The organism is Streptomyces sp. A5-4, from assembly GCF_051131715.1.
Lineage (GTDB): Bacteria > Actinomycetota > Actinomycetes > Streptomycetales > Streptomycetaceae > Streptomyces.
This window is the reverse complement of sequence record NZ_CP178591.1, coordinates 4,408,423-4,421,969: the sequence shown is the minus strand read 5'-3', so window position 1 is coordinate 4,421,969 and position 13,547 is coordinate 4,408,423. Positions and strand designations below refer to the sequence as shown.

Below are 13,547 nucleotides of genomic sequence, written 5' to 3'. Positions count from 1 at the left end.
ACCGGACCGGGCCGCTCCGCCATCCGGGAGACCGGTCTGAATCTGAACCGGACCGCTCTCCCGTCCGTGAAACCGTATGGCCCCTCCCCGCGCGACCCGCCGGGAGGGGCCGTACGCACATCGTGAATCAGCCGCCGGACCGGCCCACCACAGCTCACAGGTCTAAACCAATTCCCGGAAGGGCCTTGTCACCCGGGCACGAGACTGATGAGCTAGGGCACGGGACACATCGGACGCCCTGGGAAAGGGAGATGTCGTGAGCAACGAAAGCCTGGCCAACCTTCTGAAGGAGGAGCGCCGCTTCGCTCCGCCTGCTGAGCTGGCCGCGAACGCCAATGTGACGGCGGAGGCGTACGAACAGGCCGAGGCGGACAGGCTGGGTTTCTGGGCCGAGCAGGCCCGGCGGCTCACTTGGGCCACCGAGCCGACCGAGACACTCGACTGGTCGAACCCGCCGTTCGCGAAGTGGTTCGCAGACGGCAAACTCAACGTCGCGTACAACTGCGTGGACCGCCACGTCGAGGCGGGCAACGGCGACCGCGTCGCCATCCACTTCGAGGGCGAGCCCGGCGACAGCCGCGCGATCACCTACGCCGAGCTCAAGGACGAGGTCTCGCGCGCCGCGAACGCCCTCACCGAGCTGGGCGTACGCAAGGGCGACCGCGTCGCCGTCTATCTGCCGATGATCCCCGAGGCAGCCGTGGCCATGCTGGCCTGCGCCCGGATCGGCGCCGCGCACTCGGTCGTCTTCGGCGGCTTCTCGGCCGACGCCGTCGCGTCCCGCATCCAGGACGCCGACGCCAAGCTGGTCATCACCTCGGACGGCGGCTACCGGCGCGGCAAGCCCACCGCGCTCAAGCCCGCCATCGACGAGGCCGTCGCCAAGTGTCCGCAGGTCGAGCACGTGCTCGTGGTGCGGCGTACGGGCCAGGATACCGCGTGGGACGCCGGCCGGGACGTGTGGTGGGACGAGATCGTCGCCCGGCAGTCCGCCGAGCACACCCCCGAGGCGTTCGACGCGGAGCACCCGCTCTTCATCCTGTACACCTCCGGTACGACGGGGAAGCCCAAGGGCATCCTGCACACCTCGGGTGGTTACCTCACCCAGGCCGCGTACACACACAACGCCGTCTTCGACCTCAAGCCGGAGACCGACGTCTACTGGTGCACGGCCGACATCGGCTGGGTGACCGGACACTCGTACATCGTCTACGGACCGCTGGCCAACGGCGCGACGCAGGTCATGTACGAGGGCACGCCCGACACCCCCCACCAGGGACGCTTCTGGGAGATCGTCCAGAAGTACGGCGTCACGATCCTCTACACGGCGCCGACGGCGATCCGCACGTTCATGAAGTGGGGGGACGACATCCCCGCCAAGTTCGACCTGTCCTCGCTGCGGGTGCTCGGCTCGGTGGGTGAGCCGATCAACCCCGAGGCGTGGATCTGGTACCGGGAGAACATCGGCGCCGGGACGTGCCCGGTCGTCGACACCTGGTGGCAGACGGAGACCGGCGCGATGATGATCTCGCCGCTGCCCGGTGTCACCTCGACCAAGCCCGGATCGGCGCAGCGCGGCCTGCCCGGCATCTCGGCCACCGTCGTCGACGACGACGGCAACGAGGTCCCGAACGGCGGCGGCGGATATCTGGTCCTGACCGAGCCGTGGCCCGCCATGCTCCGTACGATCTGGGGCGACGACCAGCGGTTCATCGACACCTACTGGTCGCGCTTCCAGGGCAAGTACTTCGCGGGCGACGGCGCCAAGAAGGACGACGACGGCGACATCTGGCTGCTCGGCCGGGTCGACGACGTGATGCTGGTGTCCGGACACAACATCTCGACCACCGAGGTCGAGTCGGCGCTCGTCGCCCACCCGAAGGTCGCCGAGGCGGCGGTCGTGGGCGCGGCGGACGCGACCACCGGTCAGGCGATCGTCGCGTTCGTAATCCTGCGCGGTACGGCCAGCGTGGACGACGGTCTGGTCGCGGAGCTGCGCAATCATGTCGGCACCACGCTCGGCCCGATCGCCAAGCCCAAGCGCGTCCTCCCGGTGGCCGAGCTGCCCAAGACCCGCTCCGGCAAGATCATGCGCAGGCTGCTCCGCGACGTCGCGGAGAACCGCCAGCTGGGCGACGTCACCACGCTCACCGACTCCTCGGTCATGGACCTGATCCAGACCCAGCTGCCGAGCGCCTCCAGCGAGGACTGACCCCGCCGGCACCCGAAGCAGGGCGGAAAGGGCACCCGCGCTCCGCGCGCAGGGTGCCCTTTCCGCTCGTAAGGTGAAGATCACCGGATCCGCCCTCGCGCACCACCGGTAGGGTGATGACCGCGTCACGGACGCGTCAAAACTTGATAGGTGCGCCGGGAAGTCTGGTCGGCAATGTGCTTCATGCTGCCCACCGACCGGAGGTTTCCACCCGTGGCCGCGCCCAGCCCTACCCGCAAGTTCCTCGGACGTCTCCCGCTCCCCGAGCGCACCTACGTCGCGAACGCGCTGCGCACCGAGACCGTCGGCGGCGTACTCCTGCTGATCGCCGCCGTCGCCGCTCTGATCTGGGCCAATACGCCGCTGAGCAGCAGTTACGAGTCCGTACGCGCCTTCCACATCGGCCCCTCGTCGCTGGGCCTGAACCTGTCCGTCCAGCACTGGGCCGCCGACGGCCTGCTCGCCGTCTTCTTCTTCGTCGCCGGCATCGAGCTCAAGCGCGAACTGGTCGCGGGCGAGCTGCGCGACCCGAAGGCCGCCGCGCTCCCGGTGATCGCCGCGATCTCCGGCATGGCCGTGCCCGCCCTGGTCTACGTCACGGTGAACGCCATCGGCGGCGGCTCGATGAGCGGCTGGGCCGTCCCGACGGCCACCGACATCGCGTTCGCGCTCGCCGTCCTCGCGGTCATCGGCACCTCGCTGCCGTCCGCGCTGCGCGCCTTCCTGCTGACCCTGGCCGTCGTCGACGATCTCTTCGCCATCCTGATCATCGCGGTCTTCTTCACCAGCGACATCAACTTCGCGGCGCTCGGCGGCGCGGCCGTCGGCCTCGCCGTCTTCTGGGTGCTGCTCCGCAAGAACGTGCGCGGCTGGTACGTGTACGTCCCGCTCGCCCTGGTGATCTGGGGGCTGATGTACAACAGCGGCGTGCACGCCACGATCGCCGGTGTCGCGATGGGGCTGATGCTCCGCTGCTCGCGCCGGGAGGGCGAGCAGCACTCCCCCGGCGAGCACATCGAGCACCTTGTACGTCCCCTCTCCGCGGGTCTCGCCGTGCCCCTGTTCGCGCTGTTCTCCGCCGGGGTCGCCCTTTCCGGCGGTGCGCTCGGCGATGTGTTCACCCGGCCCGAGACCCTCGGTGTGGTCCTGGGTCTGGTGGTGGGCAAGGCCGTCGGCATCTTCGGCGGCACCTGGCTGGCGGCCCGCTTCACCAGGGCCAAGCTCAACGACGATCTGGCCTGGCCGGATGTGTTCGCCGTCGCCACGCTCGCCGGCATCGGCTTCACCGTGTCGCTGCTCATCGGCGAGCTCGCGTTCGGCGGGGACGCCGTGCTGACCGGAGAGGTGAAGGCGGCCGTGCTGGTCGGCTCGCTGATCGCCGCCGTTTTTTCCGCGATTCTGCTCAAGCTGCGGGTACGCAGGTACCGTGCGCTGTTCGACGAGGAGGAGCGCGACGACGACGGGGACGGCATTCCGGACATCTACGAGCAGGACCAGCCGGAGTACCACCTGCGCATGGCCGCGATCTACGAACAGAAGGCCGCCGTCCACCGCAAGCTCGCCGAAGACCACGGGGCAGCGAGCAACGACAGCGGCAGTCCGGCATGATCTGAGGGTCTGACACCAGATGCGTAGACGTTGATGTGAAAAAGACGAATAAGAAGAAGGAAGAGGGAGTGAGCGATGAGCGACCCCGTCCGCACCGCTGACAGCGCCGACCGGAGCCTCGGTCAACTGGTCGCCACGGCGACCGCCGAGATGTCCGCTCTGATGCACGACGAGATCGCGCTGGCCAAGGCCGAGCTGCGGCAGGACGCCAAGCGTGTCGGCATCGGTGGCGGCGCCATCGGCATCGCAGGGGTGTTCGCACTCTTCTCCCTGCCGGTGCTCAGCTTCGCGGCGGCGTACGGCATCCACAACCTGGGGCTGGGGCTCGCCTGGTCCTTCCTGATCGTGGGCGGAGCGTTTCTGCTGCTCGCGGGGTTGCTGGCGCTGCTGGCCGTCCGCAAGTTCAAGAAGGTCAAGCCGCCGGAGAAGACCATCGCCTCGGCCAAGGAGACGGCGGCCGTACTCCAGAGCGTCAAGCCTCACCCCCGCCAGGTCGGTGACAAGGCCGCGGTTGTGGCACGCTCGTCCACATGACGGCCCCTGAATCCGGATCCGGACCATCCACCTCCGCCGTACGCATCGATGGTCCGTGGACCCACCGCGACGTGGCGGCCAATGGCGCGCGCTTCCATATCGCGGAGGTCGGCGAGGGACCGTTGGTGCTGCTGGTGCACGGCTTCCCGCAGTTCTGGTGGACGTGGCGGCACCAGCTGACCGCGCTCGCCGACGCGGGCTTCCGGGCCGTCGCCATGGACCTGCGGGGCGTGGGCGGCAGCGACCGTACGCCGCGCGGGTACGACCCGGCGAACCTCGCGCTGGACATCACCGGTGTGGTGCGGTCGCTGGGTGAGCCGGACGCGGCGCTGGTCGGGCACGACCTGGGCGGCTATCTGGCGTGGACCGCGGCCGTGATGCGGCCCAAGCTGGTGCGTCGGCTCGTGGTCTCCTCGATGCCGCACCCCCGCCGCTGGCGCTCGGCGATGCTCTCCGACGTCTCGCAGTCGCGGGCCGGATCGTACGTATGGGGATCCCAGCGGCCGTGGGTGCCCGAGCGTCAGCTCATGGCGGACGACTCGGCGCTGGTGGGCCGGCTGATCCGCGACTGGTCGGGGCCGCGGCTGCCGGACGACGAGGACATCGACGTCTACCGGCGGGCCATGTCCATCCCGTCGACGGCGCACTGTGCGATCGAGCCGTACCGGTGGATGGTGCGGTCGATGGCGCGGCCTGACGGCATCCTGTTCAACCGCAGGATGAAGCGGCCCGTGCAGGTGCCGACGCTGCATCTGCACGGCTCACTGGACCCGGTGATGCGTACCCGCAGCGCGGCGGGCTCCGGGCAGTACGTCGAAGCTCCTTACCGCTGGCGGCTGTTCGACGGGCTGGGGCACTTCCCGCACGAGGAGGACCCGACGGCCTTCTCGACGGAGCTGGTGAACTGGCTCAAGGACCCCGAGCCCGACCGCTGACCGACCGTCACCCCAATGGCTCGCCCCGCGCGACGCCCGCTGCCGCAGTATTTGAACGCTTGTCCTACGAACAGCCAATTGCCCGGCGCATAGGCCAAATTGGTGCGCCTGAAGCGATTACCGACCTTGGGGCACGGGCAAAGGTCGAGGTATGGGCTGGACGCACGACTACGGTGACGCAACACGCAACCGCCGCTCAGCAATGACGCTGAGCGTTCACGGAAGGGGCGGTTCTCCCGGTCAGAGCCATGATCTCCGTCTCGGAATTCCGCACATCCTCCGCCGCCGGGCCCGCTGGGTCTCGGCGCGACTGCGCCATCCTCATCCTCGCGACTGACGGCCGCGGCGGAAGCCGTTCACCGCGGACCCACGGGCGTTACTTGAGGTAGTCGAGCCCGGGGTGCACGCCGCGGTATCCGTCGAGGAGCCTGCGCGCCACCCCGACCGAGTCGACGAGCGGGTGCAGGGCGAACGCCTTCACCGCCGCCCGCGCCGACCCGCTCTCGCCCGCGTCGAGCACACACCGCTCCACCGCCTTGACGGCGGCCACCAGGCCCGCCTCGTGGCCGGTCAGCGGCGCGACGGGGAGGGGCCGGGCGCCGCCCGCGCCGACCAGGCACGGGACCTCGATGACGGCTGCCTCGTCGAGCACCGCGAGCGTGGAGCCGTTGCGGACGTTCAGGATGAGCGTGGCGGCCTCGTCGCGGGCGATGGCCCGCATCAGGGCCAGCGCGACGTACTCGTACCCGCCGGACTCCAGGTCGTCGGCGGCCCTCTCGCCCGCGCCCGCCGCCTCCCTGTTCTCCGCCATGTACGTGGCTTCGCGCTCGGCGCGCGTACGGTCCCAGGCGGACCAGGCCGCCGGTGCGCCGCCCGCCATCTCGGCGTAGAAGCGCGCCTGCTGGTCGCGGAGGAACGCGCCGCGGGTCTGCTTCGCCTCGCGGTAGGCGGTGACCGCCTCGCGGTTGAAGTAGTAGTAGTGCAGATACTCGTTGGGTACGGACTCGAGCGAGCGGAGCCAGTCGGCGCCGAAGAGCCTGCCCTCCTCGAAGGAGGTCAGCACGCTGTCGTCGGTGAACAGCCGCGGCAGCAGGTTCACCTCGGGGGCGTCCTGCGCGTACACGCCGCGCAGCCAGCCCAGGTGGTTGAGCCCCACGTAGTCCAGCCGGGCCCGCGCCGGATCGGCGCCGAGCACCCGGGCTACCCGGCGGCCCAGGCCCACGGGCGAGTCACAGATCCCGATGACGCGCTCGCCGAGGTGGGCGGCCATGGCCTCGGTGACCAGGCCCGCCGGGTTGGTGAAGTTGATGACCCAGGCGTCCGGGGCGAGCCGGGCGACCCGCCGTGCGATGTCGACGGCCACCGGGACGGTCCGCAGTCCGTAGGCGATACCGCCCGCGCCGACCGTCTCCTGTCCCAGGACGCCCTCGGCCAGGGCGATGCGCTCGTCGGCCGCGCGGCCCGCCAGGCCGCCGACGCGGATCGCGGAGAAGACGAAATCGGCGCCGCGCAGGGCCTCGTCAAGGTCGGTGGTGACGGTCACGGCCGGCGCGTCGGCCACGCCGTCGGCCACGCCGTCGGCCTGGTCGCGCAGGACCCGGGCAATGGCGGTCAGCCTGGCGGTGTCCAGGTCGTGGAGGGTGACGTGGGTGACGCGGCCCTCGGCGCGGTCGCGCAGGAGAGCCCCGTACACCAGGGGAACGCGGAATCCGCCGCCGCCCAGAATCGTCAGACGCATGTCGTTGTCCGGCCTCTCAGAGCGCGCATCCCTGGCTGTCGACCTGCTGGTTGGCCCCGAGGCCGGCGCGGACGTCCTCGCGGACCTCGTCGGCCGTCAGTGCGTAACCGGTGTCGGCGTCGTCGAGCGACTTGGCGAAGATCACGCCGTACACCTTGCCCTCGGGCGTGAGCAGCGGGCCGCCCGAGTTGCCCTGGCGGACCGTCGCGAAGAGCGAGTAGACGTCTCGGCGGACCGTGCCGCGGTGGTAGATGTCCGGCCCGTTGGCGTTGATCCGGCCACGGACGCGGGCGGAGCGCACGTCGTATCCGCCGTTCTCCGGGAAGCCCGCGACGATCGCGCTGTCACCGCTGCGGGCGTCCGCCCCAGTGTCGGCGAATTCGAGCGCGGGGGCCCTGAGGTTCGGCACGTCCAGGACGGCGATGTCGCGCTCCCAGTCGTAGAGCACCACCTTCGCGTCGTACAGCCGGCCCTCGCCGCCTATCTGGACGGTGGGCTCGTCCACCCCACCGACCACATGGGCGTTGGTCATCACGCGGCGGTTGGAGAAGACGAATCCGGTGCCTTCGAGGACCTTGCCGCAGCTCTGCGCGGTGCCGACGACCTTGACGATGGACCGCTTGGCGCGGGCCGCGACGGGGCTGCCCGCGAGCGCCGGGTCCGGGGCCTCGACCTCGGTGATCGGCTCGTTGGAGAAGGGGCTGAAGACCTGCGGGAAGCCGTTCTGCGCGAGGACGGAGCTGAAGTCCGTGAACCAGGTGCTCGCCTGGTCGGGCATCACCCGCGAGACCCCCAGGAGCACCTTGGAACTGCGCACCTCCTTGCCGACGGTGGGCAACGAGGTGCCCGCCAGCGCGGAGCCGATCAGCCAGGCGACCAGCAGCATCGCGACGACGTTGACCAGCGCGCCGCCGGTGGCGTCCAGGGCGCGCGCCGGTGACCAGGTGATGTGTCTGCGGAGCTTGTTGCCCAGGTGGGTGGTGAACGCCTGGCCCACCGAGGCGAACACGATCACGATCACGACCGCGACGACGGCGGCCGTGGAGCTGACCTCTGATCCGTCGGTCAACTGGTCCCACAGGAAGGGCAGCAGGTAGACCGCGACGATGCCGCCGCCGAGGAAACCGATCACCGACAGAATGCCGACGACGAACCCCTGGCGGTAGCCGACGATCGCGAACCACACCGCGGCGACCAGCAGCAAGATGTCCATGACATTCACGTGGGCCACCCTGTCATGCGTGCCAGTCGAGCGGGACTTGCCTGGAGCGGTCCCAAGGACGCTCCCAGCCCGCGAAGTGAAGGATCTTGTCGATGACCCCCGCGGTGAATCCCCAGACCAGCGCTGATCCGACCGCGAAGGCGGGACCAGTGTGTCCACGCGGGTGCACGCTCGTCACGCGGTTCCGTGGATCAGTGAGATGTGCCACGGGGACGGTGAAGACGCTGGCGGTCTCGGCGAGGTCGACGGCGCCGACCGGGCTCGGCTCGCGCCACCAGCCGAGGACGGGCGTCACGACGAAGCTGCTGACCGGGATGTAGAGCCGGGGCAGTACGCCGAAGATCTGGACGCCGGACGGATCGAGCCCGGTCTCCTCCTCGGCCTCGCGCAGCGCGGCCCGCAGCGGTCCCGTCGTCTGCGGGTCGCCGTCGGCCGGGTCGAGCGCGCCGCCCGGGAAGGCCGGCTGCCCCGCGTGCGAGCGCAGGGTGCCCGCACGCTCCATGAGCAGCAGCTCGGGCTGCCCGTCCGTGCCCTCGCCGAAGAGGACCAGCACGGCCGACTGGCGGCCACTGCCGCTCTCCGGCGGCAAAAACCGGCTGAGCTGCTCGGGCCGTACGTCTCTGGCGACCCGCGCCACCGGCTCCAGCCACTCGGGCAGCCCTCGGCTCGTCACGGTGATGTCGGGCAGTCCGGCACCTTCGGCCGGCCTGCCGTCACAGGTCTCACTCGCACGCGTCATGGGCACCCCCGTCTGTCACAACGCCCACCCGGGGCTTGATGGTTCCGCCCGGTCCTGTGGTTCTGCCAGGTCACGCGGTCCACCGGGGCGCGTCCGGTGCCGCCCGCCGCACTGCCCGCTGCCGTCACCCGGCGGCGCCCAGCGCGGGCGCCGGCTTGCCGGGATAGTCCGGCGGGGGCTTCAGGCGCTGCCCCGGGTGGCCCCCCATCTCGTACTTGAGGAGCTTGCGTGCCTTCTCCGGGTCTGTCTCGCCCTCGCCGTACGAAGGGCACAGCGGCGCGATGGGGCAGGCGCCGCAGGCGGGCTTGCGGGAGTGGCAGATCCGGCGGCCGTGGAAGACGACGCGGTGCGAGAGCATCGTCCACTCGCTCTTCGGGAAGATCGCGGCGATGTCGGCCTCGACCTTCACCGGGTCGTCCTGCTCGGTCCACTTCCAGCGGCGCACGAGCCTGCCGAAGTGGGTGTCGACGGTGATCCCGGGGACGCCGAAGGCATTGCCCAGCACCACATTGGCCGTCTTGCGGCCGACTCCCGGCAGCGTGACCAGGTCCGCGAGGCGGCCGGGCACCTCGCCGCCGAAGTTGTCCCTCAGGGCAGCGGACAGGCCGAGCAGGGAGCGGGCCTTGGCGCGGAAGAAGCCCGTCGGCCGGATGATCGCCTCCAGCTCCTCCGGGGCCGCGGCGGCCATGTCCTCCGGCGTCGGATACCTGGCGAAGAGCGCGGGGGTGGTCTGGTTGACCCTCAGGTCGGTGGTCTGGGCGGAGAGCACCGTGGCGACGAGGAGCTCGAAGGGATTCTCGAAGTCGAGCTCGGGGTGCGCGTACGGATATATCTCGGCCAGCTCGCGATTGATCCGGCGGGCCCGGCGGACCATGGCGAGGTGCGACTCGTGCTTGGTGACCGACTCGGGCCTGGTGACCGACTCGGGCTTGGTAGCCTTGTCACCCTTGGGCGATTTGGGGGTTTTAGAAGGTTTTTCGGGCGAGGCCGGAGGCTGTTCGCCCACAGCGGAATTATTACTTGCGGTCACCTGTCTAGCCCCCTTGGCCTGCGCTCTCACCGGCGTTTTGGACACCCGGCCAGCCTAAAGCCCCACACTGACATCCGACCCGGCCACCGCCAATTGCCAACCCAATCGGCCCCCTGCCGCACGGGCACGGACACATGTACGTCAAGCTTGTGACTGATCGCACTGTTTTACCGTCCGGCATCATGGAGACCACCGGTCCCCTGAGCAGGTCGACAAGGAGAGAACTCGTGGACGACGTTCTGCGGCGCGCCCCGCTCTTCGCGGCGCTCGATGACGAGCAGGCCGCGGAGCTCCGCGCCTCAATGAGTGAGGTGACGCTCGCTCGCGGCGACGCCCTCTTTCACGAGGGCGACCCCGGCGACCGCCTGTACGTGGTGACCGAAGGAAAGGTGAAGCTCCACCGCACCTCCCCGGACGGCCGCGAGAACATGCTGGCCGTCCTCGGACCCGGCGAGCTGATCGGCGAGCTGTCGCTCTTCGACCCGGGCCCGCGCACCGCCACCGCCAGCGCACTGACCGAGGTCAAGCTGCTCGGCCTCGGCCACGGCGACCTCCAGCCCTGGCTGAACGCCCGCCCCGAGGTGGCCACGGCGCTGCTGCGCGCGGTCGCCCGCCGGCTGCGCAAGACCAACGACCAGATGTCCGACCTGGTCTTCTCCGACGTGCCCGGCCGCGTGGCCCGTGCGCTCCTCGACCTGTCGCGCCGCTTCGGCGTCCAGTCGGAGGAGGGCATCCACGTGGTGCACGACCTGACGCAGGAAGAGCTCGCCCAGCTGGTCGGCGCCTCCCGCGAAACGGTCAACAAGGCGCTCGCGGACTTCGCGGGCCGCGGCTGGCTGCGCCTGGAGGCGCGCGCCGTGATCCTGCTGGACGTCGAGCGACTGGCCAAGCGCTCGCGCTGACGCCCGCTGTACGCACGCTGAAGACAGGCGTGCGCGGCTGTGTGAAGGGGCCCCCGCCGAGCGGGGGCCCCTTCCGCGTCCCTCAGGCCGTTTCCGTACCCCTCAGGGGCCCTTCCGCGCCGTCCACGGCCCTGGCGGCGCCCCTTCCGGCCTCGCGTCGAGCCGTGTCCCTCAGGGCGCCGGACAGACCGTGTCCCTCAGGCCTCAGATCAGGCCGTGCTCCCGCAGGTACTCCAGCTGCGCCCGCGTCGAGAGCTCGGCCGCGGGCCACAGCGAGCGGTCCACGTCCGCGTACACGTGCGCCACCACGTCGGGCGCGCTCACGTACCCGTTCTCGACGGCCGTCTCGACCTGCGCGAGGCGGTTCGCACGGTGCGCCAGGTAGAACTCGACCGCCCCCTGCGCGTCTTCGAGCACCGGCCCGTGCCCCGGCAGGACCGTGCGCACCCCGTCGTCGACCGCCAGCGAGCGCAGCCGCCGCAGCGAGTCCAGGTAGTCGCCGAGCCGCCCGTCCGGGTGCGCCACCAGCGTCGTACCGCGCCCGAGGATCGTGTCGCCCGTCAGCACCGCCCGGTCGGCCGGCAGGTGGAAGCAGAGCGAGTCGGCGGTGTGCCCCGGCGTCGGTACGACGCGCAGCTCCAGGCCGCCGGTGGTGATGACGTCGCCCGCGCCGAGCCCTTCGTCGCCGAGCCGCAGCGCCGGATCCAGGGCCCGTACGGACGAGCGCGTCAGCTCGGCGAAGCGGGCCGCGCCCTCCGCGTGGTCCGGGTGCCCGTGCGTCAGGAGGGTCAGCGCGACACGCTTGCCCGCCTGTTCGGCCGTGGTGATCACGGCCCGCAGGTGTGCTTCGTCCAGCGGGCCGGGGTCGACGACGACCGCCAGGTCCGAGCCCGGCTCCGAGACGATCCAGGTGTTGGTGCCGTCCAGCGTCATCGCGGAGGGATTGGGGGCCAGTACGTTGACCGCACGGTCGGTGGCCCGCCCGGAGAACACCGCGCCGCGCGGCCGGCCCGGCAGGGCCGCTGCCTCGGTCATGAGCCACCGCCCGCCGGGATGTACTTCGTGAACTCGTCGTGGCCCGGCCAGCTGAGAATCACCTGATCGCCCTCCAGACGCGCCCGCGCGAGCACCGGCGCCATGTCCTGGTCCGAGGCGCCCGCGAGCGCCTCGGCGGCCGTACGGTACGGCTGGAGCCGCCGCAGCGTCGAGACCGTCGGCGGCATCATCAGCAATTCACCCCGGTCGTAGCCAGCGGCGGCCTCGGCCGGCACGATCCACACCGTCCGGTCGGCCTCCGTCGAGGCGTTGCGGGTCCGCTGTCCGGCCGGCAGCGCGGCCACGAAGAACCACGTGTCGTACCGCTTCGGCTCGAACTCCGGGGTGATCCAGCGCGCCCACGCGCCCAGCAGGTCCGAGCGCAGCACCAGCGAGCGGCGCTGCAGGAAGTCGGCGAAGGACAGCTCGCGGGCCACCAGGGCCCGGCGGTCCGCCTCCCACTCCTCGCCCGTGGTGTCGTCGACGACCGTGTCGGCCGTCGGGCCGGCGAGCAGCACGCCCGCCTCCTCGTACGTCTCCCGCACCGCCGCGCACACGATGGCCTGCGCGGACGCGGGGTCCACCCCGAGCCGCAGCGCCCAGTCGTCCAGCGAAGGACCGGCCCAGCCCACCTGGTGATCGTCGTCGCGCGGGTCCACACCGCCCCCCGGGTACGCGTACGCGCCTCCGGCGAAAGCCATGGAGGCGCGTCTGCGCAGCATGTGGACGGCGGGTCCCGGCGTGCCGTCCCGCAGCAGCATCACGGTCGCGGCCCGCCGGGGGGTCGCAGCCGTGAGCTCACCGTTCGCCAGGGCGCGGATACGGTCGGGCCATTCGGGTGGATACCACTGACCATTGGACATGGCCGGATGCTACGACCAACCGCGACGATGTTCGAGAGTCACCCGGGCGGAACGAACCCGGCGGCGGGGGTGTCAGTCCTGAACGAGCTCGACCTGGATCTCGACCTCGACCGGAGCGTCCAGCGGAAGCACGGCCACGCCGACCGCGCTGCGCGCGTGGACGCCCTTGTCGCCGAGCACCTCGCCCAGCAGCTCGCTCGCGCCGTTGAGGACGGCGGGCTGGCCGGTGAAGTCCGCGGCGGACGCGATGAAGCCGACGACCTTCACGACACGCGCGACGCGGTCCAGGTCACCGACGACCGACTTGACGGCCGCCAGGGCGTTCAGCGCGCAGATCCGCGCCAGGTCCTTGGCCTCCTCGGGGGTCACTTCCGCGCCGACCTTGCCGGTGCACGGAAGCTTGCCCCCCACCATCGGGAGCTGGCCCGAGGTGTAGACGTACACACCGGAGCGCACCGCGGGCTGGTAGGTCGCCAGCGGCGGTACGACCTCGGGGAGCGTCAGGCCGAGCTCGGCGAGCCTCGCCTCGACCGTTCCGGCGGCGGCGCCGCTCATGCGTGCTTCTCCCGCTTCAGGTAGGCCACCAGCTGCTCGGGGTTGTTGGGTCCGGGAACGACCTGGACGAGCTCCCAGCCGTCCTCGCCCCAGGTGTCCAGAATCTGCTTCGTCGCGTGCACGAGAAGAGGCACAGTCGCGTATTCCCACTTGGTCATATGCCGACTGTAGTAC

At 70.7% G+C, this 13,547-nt stretch carries 14 protein-coding genes; 6 read left to right on the top strand and 8 right to left on the bottom strand.

Features of this window, described 5'->3' with window-relative positions:
- Nucleotides 1-256 precede the first annotated feature (256 nt).
- From acs to ACLLJJ_RS20410, 5 genes are all read left to right on the top strand, one after another.
- Nucleotides 257-2,212 (top strand): acetate--CoA ligase, encoded by a 1,956-nt coding sequence (acs, locus tag ACLLJJ_RS20430; protein ID WP_434593549.1) that lies wholly within the window; start codon nucleotides 257-259, stop codon nucleotides 2,210-2,212.
- A 213-nt stretch (nucleotides 2,213-2,425) separates the two neighbouring features.
- The gene (gene nhaA / locus ACLLJJ_RS20425; protein ID WP_434593546.1) at nucleotides 2,426-3,820 is read left to right on the top strand and encodes a Na+/H+ antiporter NhaA; all 1,395 of its coding nucleotides are present in this window, start codon (nucleotides 2,426-2,428) and stop codon (nucleotides 3,818-3,820) included.
- A gap of 75 nt (nucleotides 3,821-3,895) precedes the next feature.
- A complete protein-coding gene (locus ACLLJJ_RS20420; RefSeq protein WP_434593543.1) occupies nucleotides 3,896-4,354 on the top strand; it encodes a phage holin family protein in 459 nt (152 codons plus the stop codon).
- Nucleotides 4,351-5,289, top strand: a complete 939-nt coding sequence (locus tag ACLLJJ_RS20415) for an alpha/beta fold hydrolase (protein WP_434593540.1) — start codon at nucleotides 4,351-4,353, stop codon at nucleotides 5,287-5,289. Before ACLLJJ_RS20420 ends, ACLLJJ_RS20415 begins: the two co-directional genes overlap by 4 nt.
- A 151-nt stretch (nucleotides 5,290-5,440) precedes the next feature.
- Nucleotides 5,441-5,626, top strand: coding sequence for a hypothetical protein (locus ACLLJJ_RS20410; protein WP_434593538.1), 186 nt, complete (start codon nucleotides 5,441-5,443; stop codon nucleotides 5,624-5,626).
- A 39-nt stretch (nucleotides 5,627-5,665) separates the two neighbouring features.
- Here the strand turns inward: ACLLJJ_RS20410 and ACLLJJ_RS20405 are convergent, their stop codons facing one another.
- From ACLLJJ_RS20405 to nth, 4 genes are all read right to left on the bottom strand, one after another.
- Complete coding sequence (locus tag ACLLJJ_RS20405) at nucleotides 5,666-7,027, bottom strand: 6-phospho-beta-glucosidase (protein ID WP_434593535.1); 1,362 nt, start codon at nucleotides 7,025-7,027, stop codon at nucleotides 5,666-5,668.
- A gap of 16 nt (nucleotides 7,028-7,043) precedes the next feature.
- The gene (locus tag ACLLJJ_RS20400; RefSeq protein WP_434593532.1) at nucleotides 7,044-8,249 is read right to left on the bottom strand and encodes a MarP family serine protease; all 1,206 of its coding nucleotides are present in this window, start codon (nucleotides 8,247-8,249) and stop codon (nucleotides 7,044-7,046) included.
- A 13-nt stretch (nucleotides 8,250-8,262) separates the two neighbouring features.
- Nucleotides 8,263-8,988 (bottom strand): NUDIX hydrolase, encoded by a 726-nt coding sequence (locus tag ACLLJJ_RS20395; protein WP_434593529.1) that lies wholly within the window; start codon nucleotides 8,986-8,988, stop codon nucleotides 8,263-8,265.
- A gap of 124 nt (nucleotides 8,989-9,112) precedes the next feature.
- A complete protein-coding gene (gene nth / locus ACLLJJ_RS20390) occupies nucleotides 9,113-9,994 on the bottom strand; it encodes an endonuclease III (protein ID WP_434593526.1) in 882 nt (293 codons plus the stop codon).
- Between the two features lie 251 nt (nucleotides 9,995-10,245).
- On the opposite strand from nth, the gene ACLLJJ_RS20385 reads away from it, so the two are divergent.
- Complete coding sequence (locus ACLLJJ_RS20385; protein WP_031090867.1) at nucleotides 10,246-10,920, top strand: Crp/Fnr family transcriptional regulator; 675 nt, start codon at nucleotides 10,246-10,248, stop codon at nucleotides 10,918-10,920.
- A 204-nt stretch (nucleotides 10,921-11,124) separates the two neighbouring features.
- On the opposite strand, the gene ACLLJJ_RS20380 is transcribed toward ACLLJJ_RS20385, so the two are convergent.
- The 4 genes from ACLLJJ_RS20380 to ACLLJJ_RS20365 form a co-directional block, all read right to left on the bottom strand.
- Nucleotides 11,125-11,955, bottom strand: a complete 831-nt coding sequence (locus ACLLJJ_RS20380; protein WP_434593522.1) for an MBL fold metallo-hydrolase — start codon at nucleotides 11,953-11,955, stop codon at nucleotides 11,125-11,127.
- Nucleotides 11,952-12,818, bottom strand: coding sequence for an NUDIX hydrolase (locus tag ACLLJJ_RS20375; protein WP_434593519.1), 867 nt, complete (start codon nucleotides 12,816-12,818; stop codon nucleotides 11,952-11,954). The genes ACLLJJ_RS20380 and ACLLJJ_RS20375 overlap by 4 nt, the downstream gene beginning before the upstream one ends.
- 72 nt (nucleotides 12,819-12,890) lie before the next feature.
- A complete protein-coding gene (locus tag ACLLJJ_RS20370; RefSeq protein WP_434593516.1) occupies nucleotides 12,891-13,373 on the bottom strand; it encodes a RidA family protein in 483 nt (160 codons plus the stop codon).
- Nucleotides 13,370-13,531 (bottom strand): DUF4177 domain-containing protein, encoded by a 162-nt coding sequence (locus tag ACLLJJ_RS20365; RefSeq protein WP_283516419.1) that lies wholly within the window; start codon nucleotides 13,529-13,531, stop codon nucleotides 13,370-13,372. Before ACLLJJ_RS20365 ends, ACLLJJ_RS20370 begins: the two co-directional genes overlap by 4 nt.
- Nucleotides 13,532-13,547: the final 16 nt, after the last annotated feature.